Annotated in this window: 16 protein-coding genes; 8 read left to right on the top strand and 8 right to left on the bottom strand. The window is 70.8% G+C overall.

What is annotated here, in order from left to right:
* Positions 1 to 2,076 carry a transketolase gene (gene tkt, locus AB0I77_RS37440; protein ID WP_363287245.1) on the bottom strand — a complete coding sequence of 692 codons (2,076 nt, stop codon included), beginning with the start codon at positions 2,074 to 2,076 and terminating at the stop codon, positions 1 to 3.
* A 146-nt stretch (positions 2,077 to 2,222) separates the two neighbouring features.
* Here tkt and AB0I77_RS37435 point away from each other — a divergent pair, with 146 nt between their 5' ends.
* Entirely contained in the window at positions 2,223 to 3,128 is a 906-nt protein-coding gene (locus AB0I77_RS37435) for an AraC family transcriptional regulator (protein ID WP_363287244.1), read from the top strand.
* A 33-nt stretch (positions 3,129 to 3,161) separates the two neighbouring features.
* Here the strand turns inward: AB0I77_RS37435 and AB0I77_RS37430 are convergent, their stop codons facing one another.
* Positions 3,162 to 4,010: a helix-turn-helix transcriptional regulator gene (locus tag AB0I77_RS37430; protein ID WP_363287243.1), complete on the bottom strand. Its 849-nt coding sequence runs from the start codon at positions 4,008 to 4,010 to the stop codon at positions 3,162 to 3,164.
* Between the two features lie 140 nt (positions 4,011 to 4,150).
* Here AB0I77_RS37430 and AB0I77_RS37425 point away from each other — a divergent pair, with 140 nt between their 5' ends.
* From AB0I77_RS37425 to AB0I77_RS37415, 3 genes are read left to right on the top strand one after another with little or no spacing between them, the layout of a single operon-like run.
* The gene (locus AB0I77_RS37425; RefSeq protein ID WP_363287242.1) at positions 4,151 to 4,417 is read left to right on the top strand and encodes an Atu4866 domain-containing protein; all 267 of its coding nucleotides are present in this window, start codon (positions 4,151 to 4,153) and stop codon (positions 4,415 to 4,417) included.
* Positions 4,414 to 4,689 carry a hypothetical protein gene (locus AB0I77_RS37420; protein ID WP_363287241.1) on the top strand — a complete coding sequence of 92 codons (276 nt, stop codon included), beginning with the start codon at positions 4,414 to 4,416 and terminating at the stop codon, positions 4,687 to 4,689. Before AB0I77_RS37425 ends, AB0I77_RS37420 begins: the two co-directional genes overlap by 4 nt.
* A gap of 11 nt (positions 4,690 to 4,700) precedes the next feature.
* Entirely contained in the window at positions 4,701 to 5,486 is a 786-nt protein-coding gene (locus AB0I77_RS37415) for an SDR family oxidoreductase (RefSeq protein ID WP_363287240.1), read from the top strand.
* Positions 5,487 to 5,556: 70 nt separating this feature from the next.
* Here the strand turns inward: AB0I77_RS37415 and AB0I77_RS37410 are convergent, their stop codons facing one another.
* The 5 genes from AB0I77_RS37410 to AB0I77_RS37390 form a co-directional block, all read right to left on the bottom strand.
* On the bottom strand, positions 5,557 to 6,957 hold the full coding sequence (locus tag AB0I77_RS37410) for a glycoside hydrolase family 16 protein (RefSeq protein WP_363287239.1): 1,401 nt from the start codon (positions 6,955 to 6,957) through the stop codon (positions 5,557 to 5,559).
* 224 nt (positions 6,958 to 7,181) lie between these two features.
* Positions 7,182 to 7,991, bottom strand: coding sequence for an IclR family transcriptional regulator (locus AB0I77_RS37405; protein WP_363287238.1), 810 nt, complete (start codon positions 7,989 to 7,991; stop codon positions 7,182 to 7,184).
* On the bottom strand, positions 7,988 to 9,379 hold the full coding sequence (locus tag AB0I77_RS37400) for an alpha/beta fold hydrolase (protein ID WP_363287237.1): 1,392 nt from the start codon (positions 9,377 to 9,379) through the stop codon (positions 7,988 to 7,990). The genes AB0I77_RS37405 and AB0I77_RS37400 overlap by 4 nt, the downstream gene beginning before the upstream one ends.
* The gene (locus tag AB0I77_RS37395; protein ID WP_363287236.1) at positions 9,376 to 10,734 is read right to left on the bottom strand and encodes an MFS transporter; all 1,359 of its coding nucleotides are present in this window, start codon (positions 10,732 to 10,734) and stop codon (positions 9,376 to 9,378) included. Before AB0I77_RS37395 ends, AB0I77_RS37400 begins: the two co-directional genes overlap by 4 nt.
* 109 nt (positions 10,735 to 10,843) lie before the next feature.
* Positions 10,844 to 11,269, bottom strand: a complete 426-nt coding sequence (locus tag AB0I77_RS37390) for a MarR family transcriptional regulator (protein ID WP_363287235.1) — start codon at positions 11,267 to 11,269, stop codon at positions 10,844 to 10,846.
* A 217-nt stretch (positions 11,270 to 11,486) separates the two neighbouring features.
* Here AB0I77_RS37390 and AB0I77_RS37385 point away from each other — a divergent pair, with 217 nt between their 5' ends.
* The 4 genes from AB0I77_RS37385 to AB0I77_RS37370 are packed head-to-tail and all read left to right on the top strand — an operon-like array spanning position 11,487 to position 15,322.
* Positions 11,487 to 12,404 carry an SDR family oxidoreductase gene (locus AB0I77_RS37385; RefSeq protein WP_363287234.1) on the top strand — a complete coding sequence of 306 codons (918 nt, stop codon included), beginning with the start codon at positions 11,487 to 11,489 and terminating at the stop codon, positions 12,402 to 12,404.
* A 2-nt stretch (positions 12,405 to 12,406) separates the two neighbouring features.
* The gene (locus tag AB0I77_RS37380) at positions 12,407 to 13,291 is read left to right on the top strand and encodes an amidohydrolase family protein (protein WP_363287233.1); all 885 of its coding nucleotides are present in this window, start codon (positions 12,407 to 12,409) and stop codon (positions 13,289 to 13,291) included.
* A 41-nt stretch (positions 13,292 to 13,332) separates the two neighbouring features.
* On the top strand, positions 13,333 to 14,838 hold the full coding sequence (locus AB0I77_RS37375) for a long-chain fatty acid--CoA ligase (RefSeq protein ID WP_363287232.1): 1,506 nt from the start codon (positions 13,333 to 13,335) through the stop codon (positions 14,836 to 14,838).
* 28 nt (positions 14,839 to 14,866) lie between these two features.
* On the top strand, positions 14,867 to 15,322 hold the full coding sequence (locus AB0I77_RS37370) for a MaoC family dehydratase (RefSeq protein ID WP_363287231.1): 456 nt from the start codon (positions 14,867 to 14,869) through the stop codon (positions 15,320 to 15,322).
* Here AB0I77_RS37370 and AB0I77_RS37365 read toward each other — a convergent pair.
* Complete coding sequence (locus tag AB0I77_RS37365; RefSeq protein ID WP_363287230.1) at positions 15,313 to 16,143, bottom strand: PaaX family transcriptional regulator C-terminal domain-containing protein; 831 nt, start codon at positions 16,141 to 16,143, stop codon at positions 15,313 to 15,315. The genes AB0I77_RS37370 and AB0I77_RS37365 overlap by 10 nt on opposite strands.
* Positions 16,144 to 16,156 lie beyond the last annotated feature (13 nt).

Below are 16,156 nucleotides of genomic sequence, written 5' to 3'. Positions count from 1 at the left end.
TCAACCACGCGCGGTGGCCACGGATTCCCGGGCCGCTGCGGCGACGTTCTCGGCGGTGAAGCCGTACTCGGCGAACAGAATCTTGGCATCCGCGGAGGCGCCGAAGTGTTCGAGGGAGACGATGCGTCCGGCGTCCCCCACGAACCGGTGCCACGTCAGCCCGATCCCGGCCTCGACCGCGACGCGAGCCTTCACGGACGGCGGAAGCACGCTCTCGCGGTACTCGCGCGGCTGCTCCTCGAACCACTCCACGGACGGCATCGACACCACCCGGGTGCCGACCCCCTCGGCCTCCAGCCGCTCCCGCGCGGCGACGGCGAGCTGGACCTCGGAGCCGGTGGCGATGAGCACGACGTCGGGCGTGGGGGTGGACGCCTCGCGCAGGACGTAACCGCCGCGCGCCGCGTCCGGGTTCGGCGCGTACGTCGGCACGCCCTGGCGAGTGAGCGCCAGACCGTGCGGGGCCGGGTTGGTGGCGTGCCGCTTGAGGATCTCGGCCCACGCGACGGCGGTCTCGTTGGCGTCCGCCGGGCGCACGATGTTCAGGCCCGGAATGGCCCGCAGCGACGCGATGTGCTCGACCGGCTGGTGGGTGGGGCCGTCCTCGCCGAGGCCGACGGAATCGTGCGTCCAGACGTACGTCACGGGCAGCTGCATCAGCGCGGACAGTCGGACGGCGTTGCGCATGTAGTCGGAGAACACCAGGAAGGTGCCGCCGTAGATGCGGGTGTTGCCGTGCAGGGCGATGCCGTTCATCTCCGCGGCCATGGAGTGCTCGCGGATGCCGAAGTGGATCGTGCGGCCGTACGGGTCGGCCCCCGGCAGCGGGTTGCCCTTCGGCAGGAAGGACGACGTCTTGTCGATGGTGGTGTTGTTCGAGCCGGCCAGGTCGGCCGAGCCGCCCCACAGCTCGGGGATGATCGCGCCGAGAGCCTGGAGCACCTTGCCGGAGGCGGCGCGGGTGGCGACCGCCTTGCCCTCCTCGAAGACCGGCAGGGCGTCCTCCCAGCCCTCGGGCAGCTGACCGGCGACGACCCGTTCGCAGAGCTTGGCGCGCTCCGGCTGGGCAGCCCGCCACTCGTCGATCTGCTTGTCCCAGGCGGCATGCGCCTCGGCGCCCCGGTCGAGGGCCTTGCGGCTGTGCGCGAGGACCTCGTCGGCCACCTCGAAGGACCGCTCCGGGTCGAAGCCGAGGAGGCGCTTGGTGGCGGCGACCTCGTCCTCGCCGAGCGCGGAGCCGTGCGAGGCCTCGGTGTTCCGGGCGTTCGGCGCGGGCCAGGCGATGATCGTGCGCATCGCGATGATCGAGGGGCGCTCGGTCTCGGCCTGCGCCGCCTTGAGCGCCGCGTACAGGGCGTGCACGTCGATGTCGCCGTCGTCGGAAGGCGCGATCCGCTGGGTGTGCCAGCCGTACGCCTCGTACCGTTTCAGCACGTCCTCGGAGAAGGCGGTCGCGGTGTCGCCCTCGATGGAGATGTGGTTGTCGTCGTAGACGAAGACGAGGTTGCCGAGCTTCTGGTGGCCGGCCAGCGAGGAGGCCTCGGCGGAGATGCCCTCCTCCAGGTCGCCGTCCGAGACGATGCCCCAGATGGTGTGGTCGAAGGGGGAGGCGCCCTCGGGAGCCTCCGGGTCGAACAGACCGCGCTCGTAGCGGGCGGCCATCGCCATGCCGACGGCGTTGGCGACACCCTGGCCGAGCGGCCCGGTGGTCGTCTCCACTCCCGCCGTGTGGCCGTACTCGGGATGACCGGGCGTCTTCGAACCGTGGGTCCTGAAGCCCTTCAGGTCGTCCAGCTCCAGCTCGTACCCGGAGAGGAAGAGCTGGGTGTAGAGGGTGAGCGAGGTGTGCCCGGGGGACAGGACGAAGCGGTCCCGGCCCGTCCACTCGGGGTCGGCCGGATCGTGACGCATCACTTTCTGAAAGATCGTGTACGCCGCCGGGGCCAGGCTCATCGCGGTGCCCGGGTGGCCGTTACCGACCCGCTGTACGGCATCGGCGGCCAGCACGCGGGCCGTATCGACGGCACGCCGGTCGAGTTCGGTCCATTCGAAGCTGTCCGGTGTCTGCGTGCTCATCTTCAAGAAGTCCTCGATCGGAGCGAAGTAGCTGGTCTGACGTGTCCAAACTTAAAAGTCTGACTTTTACGAGGGAAGGTGGCTGTGTGTCAGCCTGTGGTGAAAGTGGGACACGGACTGCTTGACCGAGGCGGCGCGAGAAGGACATGGCAGACAGAACCATTCAAGGCGGAGACGATGACGGCGGGGTGGACGTGATCAGAACGTTCCCCTTCCCGGTCGAGCAGAGCGTGCGTGGAGTCGGTATGCAGGTCGGCCCGATGAGCGACCGCCGCACCTGTGACGGGGACACCCCGCTGGAGCGCGTGCACCGCATCGACTTCCACGTCGTGATGCTCTTCGACGACGGCCCCGTACGCCACATGATCGACTTCGCCGAGTACGAGGCGACGGCCGGCGACCTGTTGTGGATCCGCCCCGGGCAGGTCCACCGCTTCTCGCGCACGAGCGGGTACCACGGAACCGTCCTGACCATGCAGCCCGGCTTCCTGCCCCGCGCCACGGTCGAGGCCACCGGCCTGTACCGCTACGACCTGCCGCCCCTGCTGCACCCGTCCGCACCCCAGCTCGCCGGTCTGCGCCCGGCCCTCGTCCAGCTCCAGCGCGAGTACGAGGACACGACGACCCTCCCGCTGAGCCTGCACACCTCGGTGCTGCGCCACTCGCTCACGGCGTTCCTGGTGCGCCTGGCCCATCTGGCGGCGAGCTCGGCGGAGGCGGCCCGGCAACAGGACGACACGACCTTCACCCTCTTCCGGGACGCGGTCGAGAAGGGCTTCGCCACCAACCACAGCGTCAGCGCCTACGCCGACGCCCTCGGCTACTCCCGCCGCACCCTCGTCCGCGCGGTCCGGGCCGCCACCGGCCAGACCCCCAAGGGCTTCATCGACAAACGCGTCGTCCTGGAGGCGAAACGGCTGCTGGCCCACACGGACATGCCGATCGGCCGGATCGGCGCGGCGGTCGGCTTCCCGGACGCGGCGAACTTCTCGAAGTTCTTCCATCAGCACACGGACCTGACACCGGCGGGGTTCCGGGCGGAGCTGCGCTAGTGCCGTGCGGCGGCCGGGTGTCCGCGCGGTCTCTTAGCCGTGGGGACGGGACTCGGTCTGGCGCCGGGTGGCGTAGAGGGTGCCGAGGAGGTTGAGGGCCTCGGCGCTGGGGCTGCCCGGTTCGGCCTGGTAGATGACGAGTTGCTGGGCGGGGGCGTCGCGTACGTCGAAAGACTGGTAGGTGAGCGTGAGCGGGCCGACGTCCGGGTGGAGGAAGTGTTTGGCGTCCTGCGTCTTGCCGCGCACGGTGTGGGCGTTCCAGAGGCGGGTGAAGTCCGCGCTGTGCTCCGTGAGGGTGCCGACGAGTTCGCGCAGCCGTGGGCTGTCCGGGTCGAAGCCGGCTGCCTGCCGCAGGTTGGCCACGGTGGCCTGTGCCGCCCGGTCCCAGTCCGTGTAGAAGTGCCGGCCCGCTGGGTCGAGGAAGGCCATGCGGGCCAGGTTGTCCGCCGGTTCGAACGGGGCGTAGAGGGCATCGGCCAAGGCGTTGACGGCGAGGACGTCAAGGATCCGGCTCATGACGAACGCCGGAGTGTTCGGGTAGCCGTCCATCAACTGGCGCAGCGCCGGACTGACCCGCTCGGCGGCGTGGACGGACGGCCGGTCGCTCGGTGCGGTTCCGGCCAGCCGGAACAGGTGCGCGTGGGCATCCGCGTCCAGACGCAGCGCGCGGCCGAGCGCGTCGAGTACCTCGGGGGAGGGGTTGCGCTCGCGGCCCTGTTCCAGGCGGGTGTAGTAGTCGCCGTTCACCCCGGTCAGGACGGCGACCTCCTCGCGGCGCAGTCCGGCGACCCGGCGGGCGCCATAACTCACCATGCCGACGTCCTCCGGCCGCAGGCCGGCGCGGCGGGCGCGCAGGAAGTCTCCCAGGTGGTTGTCGTCCATGTGTTCAGGCTAGGCCGTGGCCCGGCGTGCTGCCTGGGTGTGCCGCACCCAGGCAGAACACGCCCTGGTTGACCGCCGTTGACCTGCCCAGACTCGGTGGAGCAGGACCCGACCGCACCAACCGAGCAGAGGAGTCCGCCATGGCCAGGACCGCTGAGGGCGACCACGTCGACGTGGTCGGGATGTGGGTGACCGGGGACGGTCACATCCGGCAGGAGTTGCTGCCGGACGGCCGCTACGACGAAGCCCGCGGCGAGCGGCGCAGCGCGTACACAGGCCGCTACACGGTGAACGGCAGTCACTTGGACTACGTCGACGACACCGGGTTCACCGCGACGGGCGACATCCGCGACGGAGTGCTCTACCACGAGCACCTCGTGCTGTACCGGGAGGAGAAGCCGTCTTGAGGCGGCGAACCAGTGGATCCGCTCCGGCGCAGGACCAGATGCAGGACCCGACGCATGACTCCTCCGCCGCCGGCGCATCGCCGAAGTCGCTGACGGCGGACAGGCGTTCGCCGACCGCACCGGGTGCCCTGGCACTGCTGGTGCTGTGCGCCGCCCGCTTCATGGACGCCATCGACCTGTCCGACGTGGGCGTGGCTCTGCCCGACCCTCACTCGACACTCGACCGCACAGCAATTCAGGTGCCCTGTGTGGCGCCTGATCGCCCGCTTTGAAGGAACGCACCATGGCACCAGCGACACCATCCGCCGAACCCGCCGAACCCGCCGAACCCGCCGAGTTCACCGGAAAGGTCGCCCTCGTCACCGGGGCCGCGCGGGGCGTGGGCAAGGAGACCGTGGCGCTCCTCCATGCCCGCGGCGCCCGCGTCCTCGCCGTCGACCTGCGCCCCGACGTCCGGTCCCTGCCGGACGAGTTTCCCGGCGTCCTGGCGATGACCGGCGACGTCACGCGGGAAGAGACCGCCGCCCGAGCGGTGCGGTCGGCCGTCGACACCTTCGGCGGACTGGACATCCTGGTGAACAACGCCGGACGCACCCTGAACAAGCCCGTCACCGAAACCACCGCCGAGGACTGGGACGCCGTGATGGCGGTCAACGCCCGCGGCTCCTTCTTCTTCGCCCGCGAAGCCTTCCGGGCCATGAAGGCCCGTGGCGGCGGAGCCATTGTCAGCACCGGTTCCTACACCTGCACCGTCGCCCTGCCCGAAGGCGTCGCCTACAGCGCGTCGAAGGGCGCTCTGGCGCAGCTGACCAAGGTGCTCGCCGTCGAGGGCGGGCCACTGGGCATCCGCGCCAACATCGTTGCCGCGGGCGTCATCGAGACCGACTTTCTCGACACGTTCCGCTCCGACAGCCGTGCGTACCTGGCGTCCTTCGCCGACGCCCAACCCCTGGGCCGGGTGGCGCAGCCGCAAGAGATCGCCGAGGTCCTGTGCTTCCTCGCGTCACCACGCTCCAGCTTCGTCACAGGAGCCCTGGTCGCCGCGGACGGCGGCTTCACCGCGGTCTAGGACGCCATCGCCACCCGCCCGGTGCGAACGGGGCCGGCGGGACGCCCTGTCCGCCGGCCCCGCTGCCTGGTCAGCGTCCGAAGCTGAACCAGTTCACGTTCACGAAGTCCGCCGGCTGGCCGCTCGTGAAGGTGAGGTAGACGTCGTGGGTGCCGGTGACCGAGCTGATGTTGGCCGGGACCGTTCGCCACGACTGCCAGCCGCCCGTGTTGGCCAGCGAGAAACTGCCGATCGGTGTGCTGGTACGGCTGTCCAGGCGGACCTCGACCAGGCCGCTGACGCCGCTCGCCGCGCCGCTCGCCACCCGGGCGTTGAACTGCGTGGCCGCCGTGGAGCCGAAGTTGACGCCCTTGTAGAGGGCCCAGTCGCCGTTGGCGAGCGAGCCGATGTTCTGGCCGGCGCCCGTGTCGGACGTCGTCTCGGTGCCGGCGCCGGACTGGCTGTCGTACGACTCGGCCTGGAGGGTGCCATAGGCGTCGCGCGTGCCGGACGGCGGGGGTGTGGTACCGCTCCCACCGGCCGACAGCACCTGGACGTAGTCCACGACCATGGGGACGCCGGAGCGTGTGTCGCCGTCCAGGCCGCCGCCGAACGCGTCCGGGAAGGCGCCGCCCATCGCCACGTTCAGGATGATGAAGAAGCCGTGGTCGGTGGCGTTGGTCCAGGTCGTCGCGTCGACCTGGTTCTCGGTGACCGTGTGGAAGTTGACGCCGTCGACGAAGAAGCGGATCGCTTCCGTGCTCGCCGAGCGGTCCCACTCCATCGTGTAGGTGTGGAAGCCGGACTGGCAGGTGCTCCCCGGACAGGTGGTGGAGTTGCCGAGGCCCGTCGTCTCGTTGCACGGGCCGCCCGGGTTGGTGCCGCAGTGCATCGTCGCCCACACGGTGTTGCGGCCCTGGACGTTCTCCATGATGTCCAGCTCGCCGACGCCCGGCCAGTTCTGGTAGTTGCCGCGGTAGGGCGCGCCCAGCATCCAGAACGCGGGCCAGTAGCCCTCGGCGGCCGTGCCGGTGACGTTCGGCATCTGGATGCGGGCCTCGACGCGCAACTTGCCGCCCGACGGGGGCTGGAAGTCGGTGCGGTTGGTCTCGATGCGGCCCGAGGTCCACTTGCCGGCCGCGTCGCGCAGCGGGGTGATACGGAGGTTGCCGTTGCCGTCGAGCGAGACGTTGTTCGTGCTGTTCGTCATCGTCTCGACCTCGCCGGTGCCCCAGTTGGCGGGGCCGCCCGGATACGAAGTCCCGGTGGAGTACTGCCAGTTGGAGGTGTTGACGCCGGTGCCCGCGGCGCCGGTGAAGTCGTCGAGGAAGACCTGTGACCAGCCCGTCGGGGGCGGGGGCGCCGAGGCGTTCGCGGACGGGGAGGCGACCGTGGCGGCGGCCGCCGCGAGGCCCAGCGTGCCGACGACGGCGATGAGCGCCCGCCGGAGGGGGTGCCGCCGTCTGCGGGGTATACCGGAGGTTTCACTCATGGGGGGGTGCCTCTCGGGTACGGAATGGAGTGCGCGGGTGCCTTCGAGAGCGCTGTACCGACGTTGTACCGACGTTGTGCCGACGGTCTGAGAGCGCTCTCAGAGTGCGCCCAATGTGCTCTCGGTCACTCCGGTCGTCAAGAGGTGTAACAGTGAAAGTCCTTCTGCCTCAGCCGAGTTAACCCGATGAAGGCGAGAATGTGCTGAAGCGCGCTCCCAGGCGGCTACGCCCCGCCACTCCCGGCCCGGCTCCGCTCCGGCTGCCAGCCCAGTGCCCGCGAGATCCCGCGTGCCGCGAGCCGTACCGCCGGGATCAGCACCGGTACCTGAGCGCCGGCCTGGGGCACCACGACCGACACGGCCGCGACCAGCGTCCCGTCCGGTCCGCGGACCGGGGCGGCCACCGACAGGGCGTCGTCGGTGACCTGGCGGTCGCTCACCGCCACGCCCGAGCGCCGTACCTCGGCGAGCACCCGGCGCAGCCGGCCCGGGTCGGTGATCGTGTGCGGGGTGAGCGAGGTGAGGGGGCCCGCGCAGTACTCCTCCTGGAGTTCCGGGTCGCCGTACGCCAGCAGCACCAGTCCCACGCCGGTGACGTGCAGGGGCCAGCGGGCCCCGACGCGGATGTGCACGCCGACCGCCGAGCGGCCCGAGATCCACTCGATGTAGACGACCTCCGCGCCGTCGCGCACCGCCAGCTGCACGTTCTCGTGCGTGGCCTCGTACAGGTCCTCCAGGTACGGCAGCGCGGCCTGCCGCAGGCCGAGCCCGCGCGGGGCCAGCGCCGCGACCTCCCACAGCCGCAGTCCGACGTGGTAGACGCCGGACTCGTCCCGCTCCAGGGCGCCCCACTCGGTGAGGGCGCCCACGAGGCGGTGCGTGGTGGTCAGGGTCAGACCGGCCCGCCGGCTGATGTCCGTCAGGCTCAGCGCCGGGTGTTCGTGGTCGAACGCGGCGAGGACGGACAGCAGCCGGTCGGGCGCGGTCGGGGTGCCCCCTCGCGAGCGGCGTCGGGAGTGGGGGAGGGCGGTCATGGCCGGGCGTCTCCCGGGTGTGCGCGGTCGTAGGGGCGGGGGTAGGAGGCCGGTGCGTACGCGACGTAACGGGCCTCGGTCGTCGGATCCTCCTGCTGGGCGCGGGAGTTGAGGGTGGCGGGCGAGGTGTCCCAGCGTCCCGTGTCCAGTCGGTGCTCCAGGGTGTGCAGGGCGCCGAGCATCTCGCCCGGGTTGAAGGCGCAGTGCCCGGGGCCGTCGACGTAGGCCTGGCTGAGCAGCCTGCCCGCTCCGGCGGCGGTCGCGGCCCGCCGGTAGGCGCTCTCGGCCTGGACCGGGATCAGCGCGTCGCCGGTCGTGTGGATGTTCAGCTGGGGATCGGTGAGCCGGCCCGTGAAGGCGCTCGTCTGACGCATCCACTTTACGGCGGCGGGGTCCGCTGAGACACGGGGTGCGCCGTTCAGGGCCGTGAGGTCGCCGCGCAGCGAGAGCCCCGCCTTCTGGTAGAGCTCGGTCACCTCCTTGAACAGCGGGGAGCGGCCGAGCATGGCGGTGTAGTCGACGCCCGTGTTCCAGGACGGGTTGCCGCCGGCGCGGCTCTCCGCCTCCTGCCGCCAGGAGAAGGCGGGGCGCTGGAGGAGCCCGGTGACGGCGGTGTACTGGTTGGCCTGCTGGGCGTCCCAGTCGGTCGGGCCCGGCTCGGTCTGTGTGGGGTCGTTGTAGCCGGGGATGTTGTGCAGGGCGGCGGCCAGGGCGATGCGGGCGCGGCCGGCGGGGGTCTGCTGGGCGGCGGCGACCTTCGTGGTGAGCGTGTTCGCCGCGCCGACGGCGGCCGCCTGGTCGGCGAACCCGGTCAGCGGGATGTCCGCGTCCGGGGCGAGCAGGGTCTTGAGGGCGAACACCGGATCCAGCGTGCTGTTCCAGTTGGCGACGCCGCCCTGCACCAGCCCGCACATCGACAGCGAGCCGTCGAAGCGGTCGGCGTGCCGCTCGGCCAGGGCTGTCGTCACCAGGCCGCCGTACGAGGTGCCCCAGGCCAGGGTCCGCCGGGCCGGCCCGAACTTCTGGGTGAACAGGTCCAGCGTGGCGAGCTGGTCGGGCACCGCTTCCGTGACGGCCCAGCCGGTCGTCGCGTACGAGGATCCGATGAGCGCGTAGCCCTCGGCGAGGAGCTTGGTGCTCGTCGCCTTGTTCTCGTTCTCCCGGTCGGGGGAGTTCGGGGCCGGGTTGGGCGAGCCGGCGGGGCGGTAGCCGTGGCTGTAGAGGAGGACGGTGCCGTTCCAGTCGGCGGGTACGTCCATTAAGTAGGCGGCGCCCGAGGGGAGTTGGCCTTCGAGGTGGGCGTCGGTGGCTGCCTGCGCCGGGGTCGGCAGCGCGGTGGTGGCGCACAGGGCGAGGACCAGTAAGGCGGTGCGGGTGGGGGCCTTCATCGGGGAGTTCCTTCCGGTGTGGGGGTGGTGGAGCGGGTGGCGGGGGAGTCGAGCGGGTCGGAGTTCGTCTCGCGCATCCGCCACACGGTGAGCGCGGTGATCGCCGCGCCGCCGCACAGCAGCAGGGAGACGGGGGTGCTGCCGCCGCCGTTCGAGGCCAGGAGGCTGCTCGCGATCAGCGGGGAGAACCCGGCGCCGACCAGGGTCGCCGCCTGGTAGCCGAGGGAGGCGCCGGTGTAGCGGACGCGGGTGCCGAACATCTCGGTGATCAGGGCACCGAGCGGGCCGTACATCGTGGACTGGGCGATGCCGTGGCCGAGCACGAGGGCGAGGATGAGCAGGCCCGGGGAGCCGGTGTTCACCAGTGCCAGTACCGGGAAGGCGAGCGCGGCCGAGGCGATGGCACCGGCCAGGACCACCGGGCGGCGGCCGACCCGGTCGGACAGCGCGGAGGCGGCGGGCAGCACGGCCAGCGCCACACAGGAGGCGACGGTCACGGCGGTGAGCACCTGCGAACGGCTGTACCCGTGGTCGACCGCATACGAAATCATGAATCCCGTCAGCAGCGACTGCGCGGTGAACGCGCCGATGCCGGCGCAGGCGGCGAGCAGCACGGGCTTCGGGCGGCGCAGCACCTCGAAGACGGGCGGCTTGTCGAGCGGCTCCCGCTTCACCTGGGCGAACAGCGGGCTCTCCGCGATCTTGAGGCGGACGAACAGGCCGACGGCCAGCAGGACGATGCTCAGCAGGAACGGCACCCGCCAGCCCCAGGAGCGGAATTCGTCGTCGGGGAGGGCGGAGACCAGCGTGACCATCCCGGCCGACAGCACGGAGCCGAGCGGGGCGCCGAGCTGGGTGAAGCTGGACCACAGTCCGCGCCGGTCACCCTGGGTCCGTTCGGCGTGCTCGACGATCATCAGGGTCGCGCCGCCCCACTCGCCGCCGATGGCGAGGCCCTGGACGACCCGCAGGGCGACCAGGAGGACGGGGGCCCACACGCCGATCGCGTCGTAGGTCGGCAGCACGCCGATCAGGAAGCTGCCGCAGCCCATCAGGGTCATGGTCGCCAGCATCATCGACTTGCGGCCGATCCGGTCGCCGAAGTGGCCGAAGACGATGCCGCCCAGCGGGCGGGCCACATAGCCCGCGGCGAAGGTGCCGAAGGCCGCTATGGTGCCGACCGCGGGGTCGGCCCGGGGGAAGAACAGGTCGCCGAAGACGAGCGCGGCGAGGGTGCCGTACACGAGGAAGTCGTAGAACTCCACTGCCGTGCCGAGCAGTCCGGACAGCGCGACGCGGCGCAACTGCCGATGGTCCGGGGACGGTTGACGGGCGGACGTATGGGGTGGCTGCACGATGAGCTCCCTGATGCCGATGCCGTGGGGGCGCCACCGGTGGGGGACTTCACCGGCGCCTCGGTGAAGTTAGGCACAAGTCATGCAGCCGTCAATAACTTGCACAACATCAGCTGGGTGCGGACTCCGTGATGCGCAGGAGCAGGGTGTGCAGAGTCTCCCGCTCGGCGGGAGCCAGCGGGCCGACGAGTTCGTTGGTCACGCGCCGGCCCGCCGAGTCGGTGTCCCGCAGGAAGGCGCGGCCGTCCTCGGTCAGGACGACGATCCGGCTGCGCCGGTCGGCGGGGGAGGGCCGGCGCTCGGCGAAGCCCTGCTTCTCCAGATCGTCGACCAGGCCGACTATCGCGCTCGGGTCGTAGCCGAGGTGGGCGCTCAGCTCGCGCTGGAGCGCGCCCTCCGAGGTGGCGAGGAAGCGCAGTACCGCGTAGTGGCGCAGCCGCAGGCCCGACTCCTGAAGGAACGTGTTGAACAACTGTCCGGAGCGCAGCCCCAGGCGGTACAGCAGGTAGCCCGTGTCCGCGTGCAGCCCGCGCATCCACGGCTCGTCCGCGTCGATGGGGGTGGGGTTCGTGGCGTCCTGGCGGGTGATGGCGGGCTCCCTGGTCTCGGCCTGAAGGAAGGGCGGTTTCCTTCGTGTTCCTTCGAGGAGATTTCAGCATGACTCAGCCGAAGGTCATCGACAACTATTGACGTCAACAATTATTGCTCTTAGCTTCGATCTCGTAGCCGCATCTCCATGAAGGGACCCACCCGTGCCCAGCATCGATCTCACCGGCAAGGCCGCCGTCGTCACCGGCAGTGGCCGGGGCCTCGGCCTCGCCTACGCGCACGCCCTGGCCGCCCACGGCGCGTCCGTGGTGATCAACGACATCGACGAGGCCGTGGCCGAGCAGGCCGTGAAGTCCATCACCGCGGCGGGCGGCACGGCCGTCGCCGAGGTCGTCGCGGTCGGTACGGCCGAGGCGGCGGACCGGCTGGTCGGCCGGGCGGTCGAGGAGTTCGGCCGGCTGGACATCCTCGTCACCAATGCGGGCATCCTGCGCGACAAGGTCTTGTGGAAGATGACCGACGAGGACTTCGACGCGGTGATCACCACCCACCTCAAGGGCACCTTCACCTGCGCCCGGGCCGCCGCGGTCCGCATGCGCGAGCAGGGCGAGGGCGGCAGCCTGATCCTGGTCGGCTCGCCGGCCGGGCAGCGCGGCAACTTCGGGCAGACGAACTACGCCGCCGCCAAGGCCGGCATCGCCGCCATGGCCCGCACCTGGTCCATGGAGCTGGGCCGCGCGGGCATCACCGTCAACGCGATCGTGCCGGTCGCCGCGACGGCGATGACCGAGACCATCCCCGCCTTCGCCCCGTACATCGAGGCGATGAAGGACGGCGCGCCGCTGCCGGACTTCCTGCGCAAGGGCGAGGGCTTCGGCACTCCCGAGGACTGCGCCGCGCTCGTCCCCTTCCTCGCCTCCGAGGCCGCCCGCTCCATCACCGGCCAGGCCATCGGCATCGGCGGCGACAAAGTGGCACTCTGGTCGCATCCGCAGGAGATCAGCGCGGCCTACGCCGACGGCGGCTGGACCCCCGAGACCCTGGCCGCCGCCTTCCCCACCTCGGTCGGCGCGGAACTCCAGACGGTCGGTATCCCGGCTCCCAAGTTCCCGGAGGCCTGAGCATGACGACCCTCAACGTCGAGGATCTCGTCGCGATCGACGTGCACACCCACGCGGAGGTGTCCTCCAAGGGCCACTCCTCGCTGGACGACGACCTGCACGACGCCTCCTCCGCCTACTTCAAGGTCGAGGGCAAGCGGAAGCCGACCCTTGAGGAGACGGCCGCCTACTACCGCGAGCGGAAGATGGCCGCCGTCATCTTCACGGTGGACGCCGAGTCCGCGACCGGTACGCAGCCGGTCCCGAACGAGGAGGTGGCGGAGGCCGCCGCGGCCAACGCCGACGTGCTGATCCCCTTCGCCTCCATCGACCCCTTCCGGGGAAAGGCGGGGGTCAAGCAGGCCCGCCGCCTGGTCGAGGAGTACGGGGTGCGGGGCTTCAAGTTCCACCCCAGCGTCCAGGGCTTCTTCCCCAACGACCGCTCGGTGGCCTACGACCTCTACGAGGTGATCGAGGAGACCGGGACGATCGCCCTGTTCCACACGGGCCAGACCGGCATCGGCGCCGGAGTGCCGGGTGGCGGCGGGATCCGCCTGAAGTACTCGAACCCGCTGCACGTCGACGACGTGGCGGCCGACTTCCCGCACCTGAAGATCATCCTGGCGCATCCGTCCTTCCCCTGGCAGGACGAGGCCCTCGCCGTCGCCACGCACAAGCCGGGCGTGCACATCGACCTGTCCGGCTGGTCGCCGAAGTACTTCCCGCCGCAGCTGGTGCAGTACGCGAACACGCTGCTGAAGGACAAGGTCCTCTTCGGCTCGGACTATCCCGTCCTCACTCCGGACCGCTGGCTCGCGGACTTCGCGAAGCTGTCGATCAAGGACGAGGTCCGGCCGAAGATCCTCAAGGAGAACGCCGCCCGCCTGCTCGGACTGACCAAGACGTAAGTGACGACAACCTAAGTGACCACAACGTAAGGGGCGCGAAGATGCGCAACGAGGGACTGGGGTCTTGGCCCGCACGCCGGGCCCGCAAGACCCCGCACCGCACCGCCCTGATCCACGGCGACGTGTCCACGGACTACCGCACACTGCATACACGCACCACCCGCCTCGCCCACGCCCTGCGCGCCCGGGGCATCCGGCGCGGCGACCGGATCGCCTACCTCGGCTTCAACCACCCCTCCTACCTGGAGACGCTGTTCGCGGCGGGCACCCTCGGCGCGGTCTTCGTCCCCCTCAACACCCGCCTCGCCGGCCCGGAGATCGCCTACCAGCTGGCCGATTCCGGCGCCAAGGCGCTCGTCTACGGCCCCGCCTTCCAGGGCCTGGTCGCCGGGCTGCCGGGCAGCACCGACGTGCGGGCGTACGTCGAGGTCGGCGCCGAATACGAGGAGGCGCTCGCCGGGGCCGGCGCGGAGCCGATCGACGAGCCGGTCGCCCCCGACGACACCTGCATCATCATGTACACCTCGGGCACGACGGGCCGCCCCAAGGGCGCGATGCTCACGCACGGCAACCTGACGTGGAACGCGGTCAACGTCCTCATCGACCACGACCTGATCGCCGACGAACGCGCCCTGGTCTCCGCCCCGTTGTTCCACACCGCCGGGCTGAACATGCTCACCCTGCCCGTGCTGCTCAAGGGCGGTACGTGTGTCCTGGTCGAGGCCTTCGACCCGGCGGCCACCTTCGATCTGATCGAACGGCACCGGATCACCTTCATGTTCGGCGTGCCGACGATGTTCGACCAGGTGGCCCGGCACCCGCGCTGGAAGGACGCCGACCTGTCGTCCCTGCGGATCCTCACCTGCGGCGGCTCCCCGGTGCCGACCCCGATGATCGCCACGTACCAGGAGCGCGGCCTCACCTTCCTCCAGGGCTACGGCATGACGGAGGCGGCCCCCGGGACGCTGTTCCTGGACGCCGAACACGCCGTGAGCAAGGCGGGGTCGGCCGGTGTGCCGCACTTCTTCAGCGACGTACGGGTCGTGCGGCCCGACCTCGCTCCGGTCGACATCGGCGAGACCGGCGAGGTCGTGGTGCGCGGGCCGCACGTGATGCCCGGCTACTGGGGGCTGCCCGAGGAGACGGCCGCCGCCTTCAGCGACGGCTGGTTCCGCAGCGGGGACGCGGCCCGGATCGACGAGGACGGCTACGTCCACATCGTCGACCGCATCAAGGACATGATCATCTCGGGCGGCGAGAACATCTACCCCGCCGAGATCGAGGACCTGCTGCTGGCCCACCCGGACATCGTCGAGTGCGCGGTCATCGGCGTGCCCGACGACAAGTGGGGCGAGGTGCCGCGCGCGGTCGTCGTCCCACGCGAGGGCGCCTCGCTCGACCCCGACGGGGTGCTGGCCGCCCTGGCCGGCCGGCTCGCCAAGTACAAGATCCCGAAGTCGGTGGTGCTCGCGGACGAACTCCCGCGCACCGCCTCCGGGAAGCTCCTGAAGTCCCGGGTGCGCAAGCGCTTCGGCAACCACTCCTGACCTTCGACTCCCAGCTAAGGAAAGCCACATGAGCATCACCGTCAACGGCCTCGACGAACTCAAGAAGCTCGCGGGCAGCGACCTGGGCACCAGTGAGTGGATCGAGGTCACGCAGGAGCGCATCGACACCTTCGCCGACGCGACCGGCGACCACCAGTGGATCCACGTGGACCCCGAGAAGGCCGCCGCGGGCCCCTTCGGCGCCCCCATCGCGCACGGCTACCTCACCCTCTCCCTCTTCATCCCGCTGTTCACCGAGCTGCTGGACGTCCAGGGGGTCACGACGAAGGTCAACTACGGCCTGAACAAGGTGCGCTTCCCCTCCCCGGTGAAGGTGGGCTCCCGCATCCGGCTGGTTGCCAAGCTGGCCGAGGTCGAGGAGGTTAAGGGCGGCGTGCAGATCACCGTCGACGGCGCGATCGAGATCGAGGGCGGTGCGAAGCCGGCGGCCGTGCTGCAGAGCCTGTCCCGCTTCTACGCCTGATCCGCGCGCGCGGGAACAAGGTCGAGAAGGCGCCGCGAGGCATCCTGGGCGAGCGGGGCGAACCGCTCCTGCACCGTCCGGAACGTTTTCTCGGCCTGGTCCGCCGGCCAGTCGTCCGGCAGGTGCCTGACCGGCAGTCGTGGGTCGCGGCGGATGATCCGCAGCCACTCGGCGGACAGCCGCAGCCGCAGCGCGAGCGCGTCGTCGGCGTCCGGCAGCCGGGTCTCCCACGGCTGCCAGTGCCGTACGAACTCCTCGTAGCGCGCGGCCAGTTCGGCCAGTTCCCAGGTCTCCTCGATCATCGCGCCGATGTCCATGCCGGAGTCGGCGTGCGCGCGGAAGACCTTCACATGGGCGGACAGGCCCAGCTCGGCCACCAGCGCCGACACGTCGACCTCGCCGGGCGCGATCCACAGGCCGCTGAACAGGGGGCCGAAGCCGCTCCAGGTGAGCTTGGAGCGCAGGTCGTGGCGCTGGCGCTGCCAGGACTCCGGCAGTGAGAAACCGAGCAGGGTCCAGGTGCCGTCCCAGTGCCGGTTGACCGCGCCGGTCTGCCAGATCCGCCGCTCGCCGTCGCGCAGCACGGCCCGAGAACGCTCGGTCAGCCCGAAGTACATCCGGCGGCCCTCGCGCTGGCGGCGCAGCAGACCGCGGTTCACCATCCGGGTCAGCGTCGAACGCGTCGCCTGCTCGCCGACCCCGGCGCGCGCGAACACGTCGATGACACTGCCCGAGTACACACAGACGTCCCGGCCGAGCACCTGGTCGCCCAGGAACGTCAGCATGAGGGACTGGGGCCGCAGCGACTCTTCCGTGGTCACGCGGCCCACGGTA

Origin of the sequence: Streptomyces sp. NPDC050619 (assembly GCF_040654815.1) — a bacterium.
Lineage (GTDB): Bacteria > Actinomycetota > Actinomycetes > Streptomycetales > Streptomycetaceae > Streptomyces.
This window is presented reverse-complemented; position numbering and strand designations above follow the sequence as displayed.

What these genes read in the sequence shown, in the direction of transcription:
- AB0I77_RS37400 (WP_363287237.1), bottom strand. Translation starts at nt 9,379, where the DNA reads ATGAAGGCCCCCACCCGCACCGCCTTACTGGTCCTCGCCCTGTGCGCC.
- AB0I77_RS37405 (WP_363287238.1), bottom strand. Translation starts at nt 7,991, where the DNA reads ATGACCGCCCTCCCCCACTCCCGACGCCGCTCGCGAGGGGGCACCCCG.
- tkt (WP_363287245.1), bottom strand. Translation starts at nt 2,076, where the DNA reads ATGAGCACGCAGACACCGGACAGCTTCGAATGGACCGAACTCGACCGG.
- AB0I77_RS37375 (WP_363287232.1), top strand. Translation starts at nt 13,333, where the DNA reads ATGCGCAACGAGGGACTGGGGTCTTGGCCCGCACGCCGGGCCCGCAAG.
- AB0I77_RS37410 (WP_363287239.1), bottom strand. Translation starts at nt 6,957, where the DNA reads ATGAGTGAAACCTCCGGTATACCCCGCAGACGGCGGCACCCCCTCCGG.
- AB0I77_RS37415 (WP_363287240.1), top strand. Translation starts at nt 4,701, where the DNA reads ATGGCACCAGCGACACCATCCGCCGAACCCGCCGAACCCGCCGAACCC.
- AB0I77_RS37390 (WP_363287235.1), bottom strand. Translation starts at nt 11,269, where the DNA reads ATGCGCGGGCTGCACGCGGACACGGGCTACCTGCTGTACCGCCTGGGG.
- AB0I77_RS37435 (WP_363287244.1), top strand. Translation starts at nt 2,223, where the DNA reads ATGGCAGACAGAACCATTCAAGGCGGAGACGATGACGGCGGGGTGGAC.
- AB0I77_RS37370 (WP_363287231.1), top strand. Translation starts at nt 14,867, where the DNA reads ATGAGCATCACCGTCAACGGCCTCGACGAACTCAAGAAGCTCGCGGGC.
- AB0I77_RS37425 (WP_363287242.1), top strand. Translation starts at nt 4,151, where the DNA reads ATGGCCAGGACCGCTGAGGGCGACCACGTCGACGTGGTCGGGATGTGG.
- AB0I77_RS37380 (WP_363287233.1), top strand. Translation starts at nt 12,407, where the DNA reads ATGACGACCCTCAACGTCGAGGATCTCGTCGCGATCGACGTGCACACC.
- AB0I77_RS37430 (WP_363287243.1), bottom strand. Translation starts at nt 4,010, where the DNA reads ATGGACGACAACCACCTGGGAGACTTCCTGCGCGCCCGCCGCGCCGGC.